Below are 14778 nucleotides of genomic sequence, written 5' to 3'. Positions count from 1 at the left end.
ACACACGTGATCAGTGGCGGCCCGCCACCCGGTCCGCCATCTGTGCGAGCCTCGAGGACCGCGCACTGTGCGTGGTGAGTTCACGACGGTCGGCCGTGCGGTAGGTGGCGTACATGCCCTGCACGCCCAGCCAGCGAAACGGCTCCGGCTCCCACTTGCGGACCTTGTGGTCGACCCACGGGAGAGCCGTCAGGTCGGTCGGACCCGCCTGGCCCGAGTCCTGCTGGATCAGGTCCCGTAGGGTGCGTGCCGCGAGATTCGTCGTCGCGACGCCGGAACCGACGTAGCCGCCCGCCCAGCCGAGGCCCGTGGAGCGGTCCAGGGTGACAGTGGCGCACCAGTCGCGGGGGACGCCGAGGACACCCGACCAGGCGTGCGCCACCCGTACACCGGCCAGCGAGGGGAAGAAGCGCACCAGGATCTCGTGCAGGGCCTCGATGGTCGCCTGCTGGGTGCGGCCGTCGTTGTCGGTGCGCGAGCCGAAGCGGTACGGGACGCCCCGGCCGCCGAGCGCGATGCGGTCGTCGGCGGTGCGCTGGGCGTACATGTAGGCGTGCGCCATGTCGCCGAGCGTCTCGCGGCCCTCCCAGCCGATCGTCGCCCACTGTTCGGGGGTCAGCCGCTCGGTCGCGATCATGGAGGAGTTCATGGGCAGCCAGGTGCGCTTCTGCCCCTTCAGGGAAGCCGTGAAGCCCTCCGTGCAGCGCAGCACGTAGGGGGCGCGGACGGTGCCGTACGGCGTGACCGCGTGCTTCGGGCGGATCTCCGTGACCGGCGTCTTCTCGTGGATCGTGACGCCCAGCGCCTCGGCGGCCGCCGCCAGCCCCTTGACGAGCTTCACCGGGTGCAGACGCGCCCCGTGCGGGGTCCAGGCCGAGCCGACCGCGTCCGCGACCCGGACGCGCTCGACGGTCTCCCGCGCGCCGTAGAGCTCGCGGTCCTTCTCGCCGTACGACAGCTCGTGCTCGTGGAAGGCCTTCAGGCGGGCCAGCTGGGCGGGTGTGTACGCCACCTCGAGGACACCGCCCTGGTGGACGTCCGCCTCGATACCCTCCTCGGCGGCGACCCGGACGACCTCGTCGACCGTCTCGTTCATCGCCTTCTGGAGACGGACCGCCGCCTCGTGGCCGTGCAGCTTGGCGTACCGGTCGCGGCCCGCGATGCCGTTGTAGAGCCAGCCGCCGTTGCGCCCCGAGGCGCCGTATCCGCAGAACTTCTGCTCCAGGACGGTGACGCGCAGGAAGGGGGCCGCCTTCTTGAGGTAGTACGCGGTCCACAGGCCCGTGTAGCCGCCGCCGACGATCACGACGTCGGCGGTCGCGTCGCCCGACAGGGGCTCGCGGGGCTCGGGCAGACCGTCGTCCGCGTACCAGAAGGAGATGCCGCCGTTGACCGTGCCGCTTCCTGTGCCACTGCTCATGGGCGGGACGTTAACCCCTGAGGGCAGCCAGTGTCTCCTTCGGATTCCATGCTTTTCCGCGGCCCCTGACCAGCGGATAGCAGCCAAGACCCACCAGGATCGATATGAAATGTCCGACATCGGTGAAGGCGCGGCTGGTGAGCAGCGGCAGGCCGTAGACGACGAGGATCACCCCCAGATAGAGGTACCGCCACGGCGCCGCGACACGGTACGTGAGGACCCCCATGACGCCCGCCAGCGCGTAGCTCACCCCGATGTCCAGGGTGTCGACCGCCGAGTGGGGTGCCGCCCCGCGCCGGATCGCGCCCAGCAGCGCCCCCTCGCTGATCAGCGTCGCCATGACGTGCGCGGCCACCGCGACCGCGAGCCAGCGCAGGGTGCCCAGCCAGCGCTCCGCCTGGGAGTGGAAAACGGTGAAGAGGGCGACGTACGGCAGCCAGAAACCGCCGTCGATCCACATCGCACTGGTGATCAGCACCCGCACGGGGTTGTCCGACAGCTCATGGATGTTGGTGGACCGCTGACGCAGGAAGTCCTCTTCGAAATCCGGGGACATGTGGTGCAGAGCCACGGTCGTGACGAAGAGGATCGCCAGCCATACGTAGGTGCCGGGGGCGCTGCGTATGTAGCTCCCGGCTCGGTTCAGGACCTGGTCAACACGCATGAGGCGCTTCGCCGTCGCGCATAGGCTCGGCCCTGTGATCGACGTTCCGGTGGGACTGGCCGCCTCGCAAGCCAAGTACAACGGAGCGGCGGGGCGCGCCTTCGTCGCGGGGCTGCCGGAGCGGGCCGCACGCTTCCTGGAGCGCTGGGAGCTGCGCCTCGACGGCCCCGCCATGCACGGGGTCACGGCGCTGGTCCTGCCGGTGCTGCGGGCCGACGGCACCCCGGCCGTGCTCAAGCTGCAGCTCCTGGACAAGGAGAGCGCGGGTGAACCGGCCGCCCTGCGCGTCTGGGACGGCGGCGCGGCCGTACGCCTCCTCGACCACGACGAGGCCACCTGCACCCTGCTGCTCGAACGGCTCGACCACACCCGCATGTTGACGCACCTCCCCGACACGCGCGAGGCCGCCCTGGTCGTCGCGCGGCTGCTGGCCCGGCTGACGGCCGTGCCGGCGCCGGAGGGGATGCGGCGGCTCGGGGACATCGCGGAGGCCATGCTGGAGCGGGTGCCGGGGGCTCTGAAGCGGATCGCGGACTCGGCCGGGCGTCGTCTCATCGAGGACTGCGCGGCGGCGGTGCGCGAGGTGGCGACCGAGCCGGGTGACCGTCTCCTCCACTGGGACCTCCATTACGACAACGTCCTCCAGGACCTGCGGGGCCTTCAGAACCTCGATGACCTCCAGAACCTCCGTGGCCTCCAGCGCCTCCATGGCTTCCATGGCTTCCGTGGCCTCCGTGGCCTCCATGGCCTCCATGGCCTCCATGGCCTCCATGGCCTCCATGGACGGGGACGCCCGCTCCGCCGACCGCGGGCCCTGGGTCGCCATCGACCCCAAGCCGCTCGCGGGCGACCCCGGCTTCGACCTCTGCCCGGCGCTCGGCAACCGCTTCGAGCCCGCCGAGATCCGCTGGCGCTTCGACGCGATGACCGACGTCATGGGCCTGGATCGCGAGCGGGCCCGTGCCTGGACCCTCGGTCGTGTCCTACAGAACACTCTGTGGGAAATCGAGGACGGCCGCCCGCTGGAGGCGGTCCAGCTGGAGATCGCGCGCCGACTGCGGGGCACTTCGCGCGGGGCCTGAAGGCCTTGCCCCGCGGGGCGCCCCGCGCTGGACCCAGGGGCCGCCCCTCGGATCAGGTGCGGTCCGCGAGGGCACGTCCCAGTTCCAGCGGACCGGCCCGTCCGTCCAGTTCGGTGTGCAGGGCCATCGCCAGTTCCGGGCGGGCCAGCAGGCCGTCTCCGGCCGGGTCTTCGGCGGCCCGTGCCGCAAGGCCGAGCCCCACCCAGGTCTCGGGGTCGCCCTCGCCGCGGTCGATACGTGCGCGGAACGCGCCCAGGGCCTCGACGGTGCGGCCCTCCACCAGGGCGATGTCCTCGGGACGCGCGCCGGCGACCACCGCGCCGGGGTCGTCCCGCAGCGCCGCGAAGCCCTCCGGGTCCGCCAGCAGCCATCGCAGCAGCACCGCCCGGGTGTCGATGCCGCGCGCCGGACTGCCCGGGACGGGCACGGGCACGGACTCGGCCTCGTCCGTCGCCCTGGGCAGCGGGCTTCCGTCGGCCCAGGCCGCCGCGTGGGCGTGGACGGTCCCCTGCGCGGGCCGCAGATGGTAGGCGCGCCAGGTGGCACGGTGGTCGGCGACCGCCAGAGCGGCGGCGGCCCGGACCCGCGCGTCGACCGGTTCGTCCAGCCAGGGCTCGATGCGCCGCGTCAGCTCGGCCACCAGCCGCCGCCCCAGGTCGTTGAGCCCGTCCGCCGAGCCGACGGCGCGCAGCGCGTACGCGGTCTGGCTCCGCCACAGCGCGAACTCGAACTGCCCGAGGGCATGGCCGCGCCGCCGCCAGAACGCGGTGACGCCGAAGAAGGCGTACACGCCCTGGAGCAGGCCGCCCAGGGGCCGGGGGTCGTCGCGCCAAGGGGCGTAGTGCAGGCGGGTGCCCTGGTCGTCGTACAGGGTGAACAGGTGCATGAACGCACTGAGCTTGTTGTGCTGGAACTCGTGCACCAACGTCGACGCGAACTGCTCGGCGTCGTCCGGGGCCGATGCCAGGGCGGTACCGAAGGCGTCGCCCGAGGACGCGCTGTGCGGCCGGAACCTCTCGGTGCGCGGCCGGGGCACCACCGACACCATCCCGCCCGCCAGCGCCCCGGCCACCTCGGTGTCGGTGCGCCGCAGGATGTCCCAGGCGGGGGCGAACAGTTCCTGCCACTCGGCGGCGGAGCCGACCGGTTCCACCGTGGCCGGTTTACGCAGGTCGCGGTAGGGGTCGGTGTCGTCCAGGAGCAGAGTGCAGCCGTCGGCGCGCAGCTCGGTCAGCGCGTGCCAGTCCGGCCCCCCGAGCCGGTGCCCGGCGATCCGCACGGATCCCGCGCAGGCGGAGACCTCGGCCACGTCCCAGTCCGCCCGGCCGGGCACCCGCATCGCCCCGAGCGCGGGCAGGACCACCCAGCCGTGACGGACCGGGACGTCGGTGTGGAACTCCAGGCCGACGCGGACGGCCGCGGCCGCGGCGATCGCGTGGAGGTGCCCGGTGTCCGTCCAGAGGGGTGCGTCGTCCTGGGCGGTTCCGCGCAGCCGGCGCAGTGTGTGTGCCGCCCACACGCCCACGGCCGGATACGCCAGCAGGCCTTCCACCGCCTCCTTGGACACGGCCCAGGCGCGCGACAGCAACGTCCAGCCGTCCGCCAAGGGGGGCAGGGGGCCGGCCGGTGCCGTCGCGGCCGAGTCCAGCAACGCCCGGACGACGAGCAGCCGCCAGCTCCACTCGCTCACGCGCAGGCTGTCCACCGTCGCGGGGCCGCCCCCACCGCCCAGCAGCTCCTCGAACGACTGCGACGGCAGGACATGTGACAGGGCGTGGGGTCGGGCCGTCTGGTGCATGGAAAGGCCTGTTCGTTGCTGCTGGGGAGGGTGCGGCGGTGCGGTGCTCGTCGTGCCGCTACGCGTCACGCTGCGGCTGGTAACCGCCGAGGCTGCTCGCGGGATCGTCGATACGGCTGAGCAGTCGAAGCATGGAGGTCTGCGCGGAAGGCAGATCCAGACAGGGCCACGCGTCCAGCGGAATGTCGCTGAGGTCGATCAGCTCGGACTCGACTCCGGACTTTTCCATGGCAGCGCCCCTGTGAGAGTGAAGGTGATGCGTTCAGGCCCTGCATATCCCAAATATGGCATATTCAAAGAATATTGCCTTTTCGGCTACTTCGGGCCACTTACGGACTTTAGCGCATCGCCCCCGTCACGCAGGGCCACAGCACGGAATCGACCCGGATCGAGTGACGGAAGGGCGGTGGGAGCACGGGCGGTGCGGGTAGAGAGCGGGTGTGATTGAACTCGCTGAACTGATCGAGGAGTTGCGCAGGGAACTGACCGCGGCCCGGACGGCCGCACAGGGGGAGGATCTGTACTTCGAGGTGGGTCCGGTGGAGCTGGAGGCGGCCGTGGTCGTGGAGCGGTCGGCGACGGCGGGCGGCAAGATCCGCTTCTGGGTGGTCGAGGCGGGCGCGGACGGACGAGTGGCGGACAGCGTCACGCACCGGGTGAAGCTGACGCTCGACCCGCGCACCCACAGCGGCGGCGGACGGGCCCCCTGGGTGAGCGGGACCGAGGCCGAACGAGAGCGCTGAGCCGTGGCGGAACGGGAACCGCGCCGCGGACTGGATCCGGTCCGAGTGGCGGAGGTGATGGTGCGACCGCCCGCGGGGCGGGGCCCCGGGCGGCGCGGTTCCGGCTATCGGGTGGGTCCCTGGTGGGTACTCACCGCCGCTCATGTCGTCCGTGACGCGGGACCAGGAACCACCGAAGTACGGTTCGAGGCCGACCTCTCCGACGAGTGGACCGTGGCCGCCCGGGTGGTACTGGCCTCCGACACCGCCGACGTGGCGCTCCTGGAGCTCGACGGACCCGCGCCGCGAGGCGTCCACGCGAGGGCGACCGAAGCCCCCTCGTACGGGGCCCTGGCCGACGCGGACCTCGTGCTGCCGTGCAGCGCCATGGGCTTCCCCCGGTTCAAACTGCGCGAGGACCGGATGCGCCGGCTCGACGACGGCTCGCCGTCCCAGTACCGCGACTCCTGCCACGCGACGGGCAGGACCTCGGTGCTGTCCAACCGCCGCGAGGGCACGCTCGAACTCGCCGTCACGGCGCCCGAGTCGGACGCCGAGCCGAACCGGTCGCCCTGGGAGGGCATGTCGGGCGCGGCGGTCTGGCACGACGACGCGATCGTCGGCCTGGTCAGCGCGCACCACCGCACGGACGGCCTCGGCCGCCTCGCCGCCGTCCGCGTGGAGCGCTGGTACGAGCTGTTGACCAGGTCCGAACTGACCCTGCTGCACGAGTGCGCCGGCCTTCCCTCGTCGGCTCCCGAGCTGCCCCGCTTCCCGCCCGTACGGACCGCCGCCGCGGGCCCGGTCAGTCTGGCGGAGCTCCGCGACGATCTGCCGCTGCGCGAACTCGACGGCCTGGTGAGCGCGTTGACGGCACTGCCCACGGTGAGCGACCGCACCACCCTGGCCCTGGTCCTGGCCGGCATCGACCCGGCCGTCGCGGCCATGAGTCCAAGGACGCCGGCACTGAGACCGGACGTGTTCGGGATCCTGCGGACCTGCCTGCGCTATCCGGGGACCTTGGACCAACTCCTGGAGGCGATACGGTTGGTGGAGGGCGACTCCGCCGGGGTGGCCCGCATGGACGAAGAAGCGGTGGAGTTGTCCCGGCGCCACCGCCGAGCCGATGAGAGCCGCTGACCTGATATCGCGCCGCCCCGCGGGGGCGGGGTTTCATCCTCCGTACAGCGGGCCATTATCAGGGGGATGTGAGCAGCCCGCATCCACAACGCAGCCGGGGGGGAAGGGGTTTGGCCGTCATGGAGCCGTCTGTGGCCGCCGTCGAGTCCAGCCTGGTCGATCTCGCGGGGGTATCTCTTGAAACGCTGCGCTCCATTGACCGCCGGGTTCTCGCCGCGTCGCTGGAGGAGCTGCAGCAACGCATCGACCTGCCGCAGGCCAGTGTCAGCGACTTCAACCCTGCGGAGCGTTTCGACTGACGACGCCAGGGCCGCCCATGAGTGCTGAGCCGTCCCCGCCGCACCATCACCTGCCCTCCGCCGCGCTGGCCGAGTTGGCCCGTGGCGAAGGCGGTGCGACCACCTTGGACCTCCTGCTCGAAGCCGAACGCAGCCGCCGTCTGCTGCTGTTGCGGATGCTCGACGACGCCATGGGCCCGGGTCCCGCCTGGGACCTCCTCAGCGAGGCGCAGCGACGTTCGCCCTCCGTCGTCGACGAACTGCTGATGTATCCGCAGACGGGAATGTGGCTGGCCACCGCGTTACGTCGGCTGCGCGGGTCGATTCCGCAGGACGAGCCGCTGTGGGTGGTGCTCGGCCATTTCTCGGCGCTCGCCGCCGTGGCGGCGCTACGCGCGGAGCTCGACTTCAGCATCGAGGTCCCGGTTCGACACGGCCGGGTGCCGCTGCCGACCCTCGGCTGTGCGGTACTGCCGACGACCGAGCCCTGGACGACGGCCACCGTGCGCTCCGAGGGCGGACGCACGGTGGTGGAGACGGCCGGCGCCACGATCGCCGTACCGCCTGGGCCCGGGTCGGCCGGACCGGGGTGGCACGAAGTGCGCAGGCTCGCGGTCGGCCCCACCGGGCGACAGCTCGACGTGGCGCTGGACGACCTGGACCCGTATCGCACGTATCCGCAGCCGACCGAGCCGCGCCCGCTGTCCGAGGAGGCGGTGACGCAGTGGCAAAAGGAGCTGGAGCGGGCCTGGCGGGTGCTGCTGCGGGAACTGCCCGGGACGGCCGAGGCCATGCGGCGGGGGGTGTTCTCGCTGACTCCCACCCCGGCGAGGGAAAGATTTCGGCCGCGCAGCGTGACGTCGGGGGACGCCTTCGGCGGCATCGAGGCCTCGGAACCCGACGACGCCGTTCAGCTCGCGGTCACCCTCGTGCACGAGTTCCAGCACACCAAACTGGGCGGCCTCCTGCACCTGACACCTCTGCTGACCGACGGTGCCGACGTGAGTACGGAGCTGTGGTACGCGCCCTGGCGCGACGACCCCCGACCTCTCGACGGGCTGCTCCAGGGCATCTACGCGTTCGTGGGGATAGCCCGCTTCTGGCGCGCCCACCGGGAGAAGACCGACGCCCAGAAGGCCATCGCGCACTTCGAGTTCGCACTGTGGCGGACCCATGTGGCCACGGCGCTGGAACAGGTCCACCGCCATCCGCGTCGCACACCGCTCGGTGCCGCTCTGCTGGACACCCTGCGCGGCCACTGCGCGCAGTGGCTCGAGGAGCCGGTTCCCGAGGAGCAACTGGCGCTGGCGCGGCTGTGCGCCGCCGACCACGTCGCCCGCTGGCGGGTCCACCACCTGCGGCCCCCCGCGCCCGCGGTGGAGGAGGCCGTACGCGCCTGGCTGGCCGGGGCGAGCGGACCGCCCGTCGCCCTGGCGGCCGAGCCCGACCTCGTCCCCGACCCGTCCGCACGCTGGCTGGACAGCATGGCCATGCTCGCCCGCCGCCACCTCAGCACCACTCCCGACGAACGTCCGCCGTCCGAAGACCCCGAGAAGGCCGCGGCCCACGTCACCGGGGCCCTGCCCGGCGACGCGCTGCTGGCGGCGGGAGACGCCACGGCGGCCCAGCACGCCTACCGGGCCCACCTGGCCGTCGAACCCGAGCGGGCCGGCGCCTGGGCGGGCCTCGGGCACGCCCTGAAGGCGGCGGGCACGGAACCCGCGGCGGCCCACCTGCTCTGCCACTGGCCCGAGCGGGCACGGGCGGTCCACCAAGCCCTGTTACGCGCTACCGGTGCCGCACCGGACGCCGTCCGCCTGGCCGCCTGGCTCGCCTCACCCACGGGTTCGCGGTAGCCGGCGGCGGTCGCGCGGCCTCGGCCCTCACCTCACAGCGGCATCGGGTCGATGTCACAGTTGGCCCGCTTCATCGCCCGGGTCTGCAGCGTCGCCGGGTGCGGCGCGGGCTCGGCGGAGCGCAGCCGGGGCGCGTCGAGGACCCGCTCCATCCGTTCCAACGTGGCCGCGTGCAGGGCCGCGCCCTCCGATTCCTGGCCGACGGCGATGAGGTCGAGGGAGACGTTGGCCGCGCACACCAGTGTGGTGGGGTGGTCCTCGCCCAGTCGCTCCCGGCACAGCTCCAGTGCCTTCTCGCCGAGTCGGCGGGCCTCGGCCGACTGTCCCTGCTCGCTCAGGTCGCTCGCCAGGTTGATGGCACAGGCCAGCGCGATCGGATGGCCCGCCCCGAGGCGCTCGGTCAGCGACTCCAGCGCCGTCTCGTCCAGCCGCTTGGCCTCCTGCACCCGGCCCAACAGTCGCAACGTCACAGCGAGGTCGATGTCGGCCGCCAGGACGTGCGGGTGGTCGGGCTGGAACAGCCTGCGGTAGCGCTCGCGCGCCTTCTCCCCGCGGTCGCGGGCCTCCTCCAGCTCACCGTTGTGCCGCAGCGCCACCGACAGGGCGAGGGACGCGGTCACGGTCTCGGGGTGCGTGTCGCCGTACCGACGGGTGAACTGGTCGAACGCCTCGCGTGCCAGGGCCAGCGCGGTAACCGGGTCGCCCTCCTTGCGGGACGCCTCGCTGAGCTGACGCACGGTACCCAGCGTCGAGGGGTTGCCGGCCCCGAAGACCGCGCGGAAACCGTCGACGACCGCCTGCTGCAGAGACCGCGCGCCGACGTAGTCGCCGGTCTCACGCACGTCGACGGCGATGCTCGCCTCGGTGATCAGCGACTGCGGGTGGTCACGCCCGAACAGCCGGGCCTTCAGGGCGTGCGTGTGCTGGTCCAGTTCCAGCGCGCGCTGGAACTCACCGACCAGCCGCAGGCTCACCCCGAGGTTGTGGGCGATGTCCAGCGTGGTGGGATCGTCCTCGCCGAAGGCACGGCGGGCCCGGTCGTAGGCCGCCTCGTCCAGCTCGGCCCCGGCGGCGAAGTCCCCCTGGACGCGTCGCACGGCGGCTTCCAGGTTCAGGGTCTCCAGCGCGTCCTCTCGGGTGTCCTCCCGGTCCGTGGGCGCGGTGCGGGCATAGACGTCCTTGAGCTGGGCCACGAGCTGTGAGGCATCGTCGTAACGGCCCACCTTGAGATAGACGAAGCTCAGCCACCACGCCATCAGCCGCGTCTGCTGGTCCTCCTCGCCGAACAGCTCCCGCCAGGTCTGCCAGGCCTGCTCCATGAACTCGCGCGCGACCTTGTGGTCCCCCCAGTACCACAGGTACTTGGCGACGTTCATCACGAGATCGCGCACCCACGGCTGGTCGGACTCGACCGCGCCCGAGGCGATGACATGGCCGTAGAGCTCGGCGTAGCGCGGCCAGTTGACCGACTGGTTGGGTCCCTTGGGGTCGGAGGCCGCCAGAAGGGTGTGGGCCCCGCTGCGCATGCGGTTCTGTTCCTCGGGGGCCATGCGGTTGATCAGCACGGCCTGGACCAGGCGGTGCATCTCGATCGAGTTGGTCCGGTGGTCGATGCGGGCGAGGGAGTAGCGGTTGATCTCCCGAATGGCGCGGGCGAGTCGCATCGGGTCGTTGAGGGCCCGGTCCAGATCGGGGTCGATCCTGGAGCCGCCGAGACCGGAGAAGATCGAGCGCGAGATGGGGTCGGGTGCGAAGTAGGAGCACAGCTGGAGCAGACGCAGAGCGGTAAGGCTGCGGGTCTCCAGGTGGTCCAGGGAGACGTTCCACGCGGCCGCGACCGGAAGCTGGTAGTCCGGGGGCGGGGAGACCTCGAGGAGTTCACTGCGCTTGTCCTCGAACAGGCGCAGGTACTCCGACACCGGCATCCCGGTCTCCGCCCGCCAGGCTGCGGCCTGTTCCAGGGCGAGCGGGAGGTCACCGAGGGCCTCGGCGAGGCGGTCCGCCTCGGCATCGTCGAGGTTTCCCGGCGAACCCGAGCGGCGCAACAGCTCCTTGCTCTCCTCCCGGCTGAAGACGTCGACCTCCAGGGAGGGGCCGACGACGCTCCAGCGCCGGTTGCGGGAGGTGACGAGGATGGTGCCGCTGCCACCGGTGGGGAAGTAGTCACGGACGCGTTCGGGACTGTCCGCGTTGTCGAAGATCAGCAGCCAGCGGGAGTAAGGCCGCCCCTCGCGCAGCGCCTCGCGCACCGCGGGACCGGCGATGTTGGCCTCGGGGCTGGTGCCGAGGCCGAGCCGCTGGGCGAGTTCCACCAGGGACTGGCCGATCTGGCCGGGGCGCTCGGCGGGGACCCACCAGACGACGTCGTACTCGGACTGGTGCCGGTAGGCGTACTCGATCGCCATCTGGGTCTTGCCGACACCGCCCATGCCGTGGATGGCCTCGGGAAGCACGGTGGTCGTGCCTTCCTGAAGGCGCTCCCGCAGTCGTTCCAGAAGGTCCACGCGGCCGGTGAAGTTCGGATTGCGCGGGGGAATGTTCCCCCAGATGCGCGGCTGCGTCGCGCGCGCGCTCTCCACCGTCGGCTGCTGCGTGGTCGCCATGTCCGTGGCTCCTTCTGAAGTTGTCTCGTGCCCCCTCGGGGCGTGTGCGGCATCCCGGCGGGCCGGGGTGGCGGCGATCGGGTGCTGCCTGTGGGTACTTGCGTCCTTGCCCAGGTTGACCGTGTTCTGCAGGTCATACGCACGCAGCGCCCGCGCGAGACGCTCGGCCTGGGGCAGGAAGCGTCCGGACAGGGCGCGCAGCGCGGCCAGTTCGATGCGCAGGAACGCCACGTTCCGGGGGGTCACGGGCGGCACATCGGGCATCTCGAGAAGCTCGTCCGCGGCGGGCAGCAACGGGTCGGAGCCATCCGGGTCCGCCGTCAGCACCCATACGTCGTGCAGCACGCGGATGGTGTCCCGGCGGCGGGCCAGCGCCAATAACTCCTGGCGGATGTTCGGGCCGAAGGTGAAGACCACGTCGGCCGCGCGCTCGGCCTCCGCACCCGCGGGCCGCACCAGACCGCTCATCAGCAGCTCGGTGAGGTGGGCGGGTCCGGCACCCGGCACCGAGGCCGTCAGGGCGCTCATGACGGGCAGCGTCAAAGGAGCCGCCGCGAGGCGGGTGGCCAGCGCGAACGCGGTGGGCGAGGCGGCGGCCCGGAACTCCGAGACACGCTCCCACGGGGGTACGGCGCTGGCGGGGTCGGGCACGTCGTCGACCCAGGGCACGGCACGCGCGGCGTCCGGCCGCCGCTTCCAGTCGCGGGCCCGCACGCCCGACGTCTCGACGCCTTCCGAGGCCCGGCCCGTCACCAGGTCGACCCAGCCGGTGAGGGAGTGACCGGTCCACTCCAGGACCGGGACGGGCACCACACCGGCCCGTGCCGCCGTGTCGTCGTCCACAGGTTCCAGGGGTGAGGTGCGCAGTTCCCAGCGCAGGGACTCGTTGGGCGCCCAGGGACGCGCGGAGCCCAGGCGCATGCGGTAGACGTCCAAGCCGGTACGGAACCACAGCCGCCCGGGCAGCAGATGCAGGACCGCGAGCGGCTCGGAGCGGCCCAGTTCGCGCAGCAGCGGCAGCACCGCGTCCGAACGCCAGCCCGCGGCCAGCCCGTCGGTCAGCACCAGCACCACCCGGCGTTCGCCCACGGGCGAGGGAAGGTGCTCCAGCCGGATCCGGCCCGGCTCGGTGTCGTCCGAACTCAGCAGCCGTAAGCGGGTGATCGGACCCAGTGACTCCTCACGGGCGAGTTCGTCCGCCAGTCGGGTGACCGCCTCGTCCCAGACCCGCATGGTCACGTAGTCGTCGACCACGAGCAGTACCTCGGGTGGATGTGCCGAAGAAACCTGCCCGAGGCCACGCAGAGCAAGCGACACCACACCTGGTGTCGCATCGTCAGACACCGGTGCCGATGGTGGTCGTGGATCGTCGTCACACTGCATAAGCGGCGCCCTCAGAACGTCCGGTCATGCCCGACGACGGAGGGAGCACCGAGGAGGAGTCCCGCAGTCCGCGGGCATGCGTGACATCCACGTGCCAAGCCTGGCAGTGGTCTGCTTGCGGTGCAACATGGCAGGCCACAGGAGACGGCAGAAGGGTCCGAAAGTCAATCGCCGGATGGTACTTGCCCCCTGTGGACAGCCGGTGGCTCTGTCTCGTCAATAGCCTGACAGTCGGCGATGGCGTGTGCAAGACCATGGGGTGTCCGCCTCCGCTCGCCGGTCGGAGGCCCGTCCCGGGCCGTCGGGGCATGACGGCCTACACCGGTCCGGGCGGACTCGGCTTGCGCTCGGGGTCGTCGAGCAGAATGGCCAGATGGCGACCCACGTGCCCGTCCCAGGCACCGGGGCCGAGGGCCAGCGCGTCCTTGCGCCACTCCCCGACCCGTTCCGCCAGGCTGCCCAGCCCCCGGTCCTGCAGTATCTCGCCGATGGCGTCCCTGAATTTCGGGTCCGCGCAGTCGCTGCGGTGCCAGATCATCGCGGGCACCCCGGCCCGCAGGCCGGCGAGGATCTCGCGGCGGCCGGTGCCCGAGTCGTCACCGGGGGGCTGACTGAGCACCAGGCACACCGCGTGCCGGTCCTCCTTCAGTTCACGCTCCAGGTGGAAGAAGTACGTCTCGTCCTTCGCCGGGCTGCTCCAGTGCGGGTGGCTGTCCGCCGGGCGCTCCCGCAGCTGCCGCCACTTGTGGTGCCAGGGCCGGTGCCAGGCGGCCCGCTGCAGCCGCTCGATGCTGCGCACCACCACCGGATAGTCCATGACCAGCGGGGTCGGGGCCTCGGAGCCGGACTCCTTCGACCACCACTCCACCGGCTCGTTGAGCAGCTCCCAGGGCAGGATGAACTCCAGGATCACCGGCTGCCGCAGGTCGGCCCACTTCTCCTCGGCCTCCTCGATCAGCCGCTCCACCGCGCCCGGGAGCTCCTCCCGGCCCAGGTGGACCGTCTCGCCGCGCACGGGGTGCCAGCCCTCGGAGTCGGACTGGCGCCAGTGCGAGAGGTAGTACCGGTCCGTCTCGATCCGGTCCGGCTCGAACTGGATCATCAGATACGCGGGGACGAGGGAGGGCTCGGGCTGCGGAAAGTCCGAGTGCTGCCAGTCCGAGAGCAGGTCCTCCATGCCCAGAGCGAGGGCCTGGGTGCGGTTGAAGCGGCGCAGCACCTCGGCGGCGTCCGCCTGGCCGTCCTCCATCAGCCGGTCGGCCGACAGCGCCAGGAAGGCCATGCTGGGCGGGAGTTCACCCGCCGGGGAGTTCTCGCCCGCCAGCCGCAGGAAGACCTGCCACCCCGTCTGGCACCACCCGGGAAGCTCCTGGACGCGGGACCGGCTCGCGCGGCGCGCCATGACGGCCAGGTCCGTGGAGCCCATCGCCAGCAGGACGGGCCGCAGGTGACCGAGATCGGTGTTGTTGAAGAAGTCGACGGCCTCCCACTCGTCCACGAGCGGCCACAGCCCGGCGACCGTCGCCGACTGCTGTTCCACGTACTCCAGCGACCGCACCAGGCAAGCCAGGCCGTCACCGACGGTGGTGCACTCCTTCACCACCTGTAACAGCCAGGGCCGTAGCCGATCCCCGCCGAAGGGTTCCACGGGCGCGGCCAGTTCACCGGCCAGCAGATCCCGCCAGATCTCGCGGCTGCTCGTCTGGCTCACCGTGGCCGAACCCTGCAACGCGTCCACGATGGAGACAATGAGCTCGTTGCGGACCCGATCCGGACTGCGCCCTCTCACCCCGTTACCTCCACACAGCTGGCGCGGCACCCTGATGGTGCCC

General features: G+C 71.8%; 10 protein-coding genes and 2 pseudogenes. 6 read left to right on the top strand and 6 right to left on the bottom strand.

Translation table 11 applies throughout. The features are described from left to right. Positions 1-10 precede the first annotated feature (10 nt). Both OG819_RS15475 and OG819_RS15470 read right to left on the bottom strand, forming a co-directional pair. Positions 11-1420 carry an FAD-dependent oxidoreductase gene (locus OG819_RS15475; protein WP_266649898.1) on the bottom strand — a complete coding sequence of 470 codons (1410 nt, stop codon included), beginning with the start codon at positions 1418-1420 and terminating at the stop codon, positions 11-13. 10 nt (positions 1421-1430) lie between these two features. Then, positions 1431-2084 (bottom strand): rhomboid-like protein, encoded by a 654-nt coding sequence (locus OG819_RS15470; RefSeq protein ID WP_266625867.1) that lies wholly within the window; start codon positions 2082-2084, stop codon positions 1431-1433. A gap of 34 nt (positions 2085-2118) precedes the next feature. On the opposite strand from OG819_RS15470, the pseudogene OG819_RS15465 reads away from it, so the two are divergent. Both OG819_RS15465 and OG819_RS15460 read left to right on the top strand, forming a co-directional pair. Next, a pseudogene (locus OG819_RS15465) lies at positions 2119-2727 on the top strand (aminoglycoside phosphotransferase family protein); the annotation flags it as partial. 154 nt (positions 2728-2881) lie between these two features. Further along, positions 2882-3166 (top strand): annotated as a pseudogene (locus OG819_RS15460) (aminoglycoside phosphotransferase family protein); the annotation flags it as partial. Positions 3167-3218: 52 nt separating this feature from the next. Here the strand turns inward: OG819_RS15460 and OG819_RS15455 are convergent. Both OG819_RS15455 and OG819_RS15450 read right to left on the bottom strand, forming a co-directional pair. After that, positions 3219-4964, bottom strand: coding sequence for an HEXXH motif domain-containing protein (locus OG819_RS15455; protein ID WP_266649897.1), 1746 nt, complete (start codon positions 4962-4964; stop codon positions 3219-3221). Positions 4965-5022: 58 nt separating this feature from the next. Further along, the gene (locus tag OG819_RS15450) at positions 5023-5193 is read right to left on the bottom strand and encodes a hypothetical protein (RefSeq protein ID WP_266625873.1); all 171 of its coding nucleotides are present in this window, start codon (positions 5191-5193) and stop codon (positions 5023-5025) included. Between the two features lie 211 nt (positions 5194-5404). Here OG819_RS15450 and OG819_RS15445 point away from each other — a divergent pair, with 211 nt between their 5' ends. The 4 genes from OG819_RS15445 to OG819_RS15430 all read left to right on the top strand — a co-directional run bounded on the left by OG819_RS15445 (position 5405) and on the right by OG819_RS15430 (position 8960). Beyond that, complete coding sequence (locus tag OG819_RS15445; RefSeq protein WP_266625875.1) at positions 5405-5707, top strand: trypco2 family protein; 303 nt, start codon at positions 5405-5407, stop codon at positions 5705-5707. A gap of 57 nt (positions 5708-5764) precedes the next feature. Further along, positions 5765-6826 carry a trypsin-like peptidase domain-containing protein gene (locus OG819_RS15440; RefSeq protein ID WP_266649895.1) on the top strand — a complete coding sequence of 354 codons (1062 nt, stop codon included), beginning with the start codon at positions 5765-5767 and terminating at the stop codon, positions 6824-6826. 131 nt (positions 6827-6957) lie between these two features. After that, positions 6958-7125 (top strand): hypothetical protein, encoded by a 168-nt coding sequence (locus OG819_RS15435; RefSeq protein ID WP_159055260.1) that lies wholly within the window; start codon positions 6958-6960, stop codon positions 7123-7125. Between the two features lie 17 nt (positions 7126-7142). Then, positions 7143-8960 (top strand): HEXXH motif-containing putative peptide modification protein, encoded by a 1818-nt coding sequence (locus tag OG819_RS15430; protein WP_266649893.1) that lies wholly within the window; start codon positions 7143-7145, stop codon positions 8958-8960. A 32-nt stretch (positions 8961-8992) separates the two neighbouring features. On the opposite strand, the gene fxsT is transcribed toward OG819_RS15430, so the two are convergent. Then, positions 8993-12907 carry an FxSxx-COOH system tetratricopeptide repeat protein gene (gene fxsT / locus OG819_RS15425; RefSeq protein WP_266649891.1) on the bottom strand — a complete coding sequence of 1305 codons (3915 nt, stop codon included), beginning with the start codon at positions 12905-12907 and terminating at the stop codon, positions 8993-8995. A gap of 355 nt (positions 12908-13262) precedes the next feature. Further along, positions 13263-14684 carry a hypothetical protein gene (locus tag OG819_RS15420; protein WP_266433299.1) on the bottom strand — a complete coding sequence of 474 codons (1422 nt, stop codon included), beginning with the start codon at positions 14682-14684 and terminating at the stop codon, positions 13263-13265. Between the last annotated feature and the right edge of the window lie 94 nt (positions 14685-14778).

Source organism: Streptomyces sp. NBC_01549, assembly GCF_026339955.1.
Taxonomy (GTDB): Bacteria; Actinomycetota; Actinomycetes; order Streptomycetales; family Streptomycetaceae; genus Streptomyces.
The sequence above is the reverse complement of the archived record's forward strand: the minus strand, read 5'-3'. Positions and strand labels throughout refer to the sequence as shown.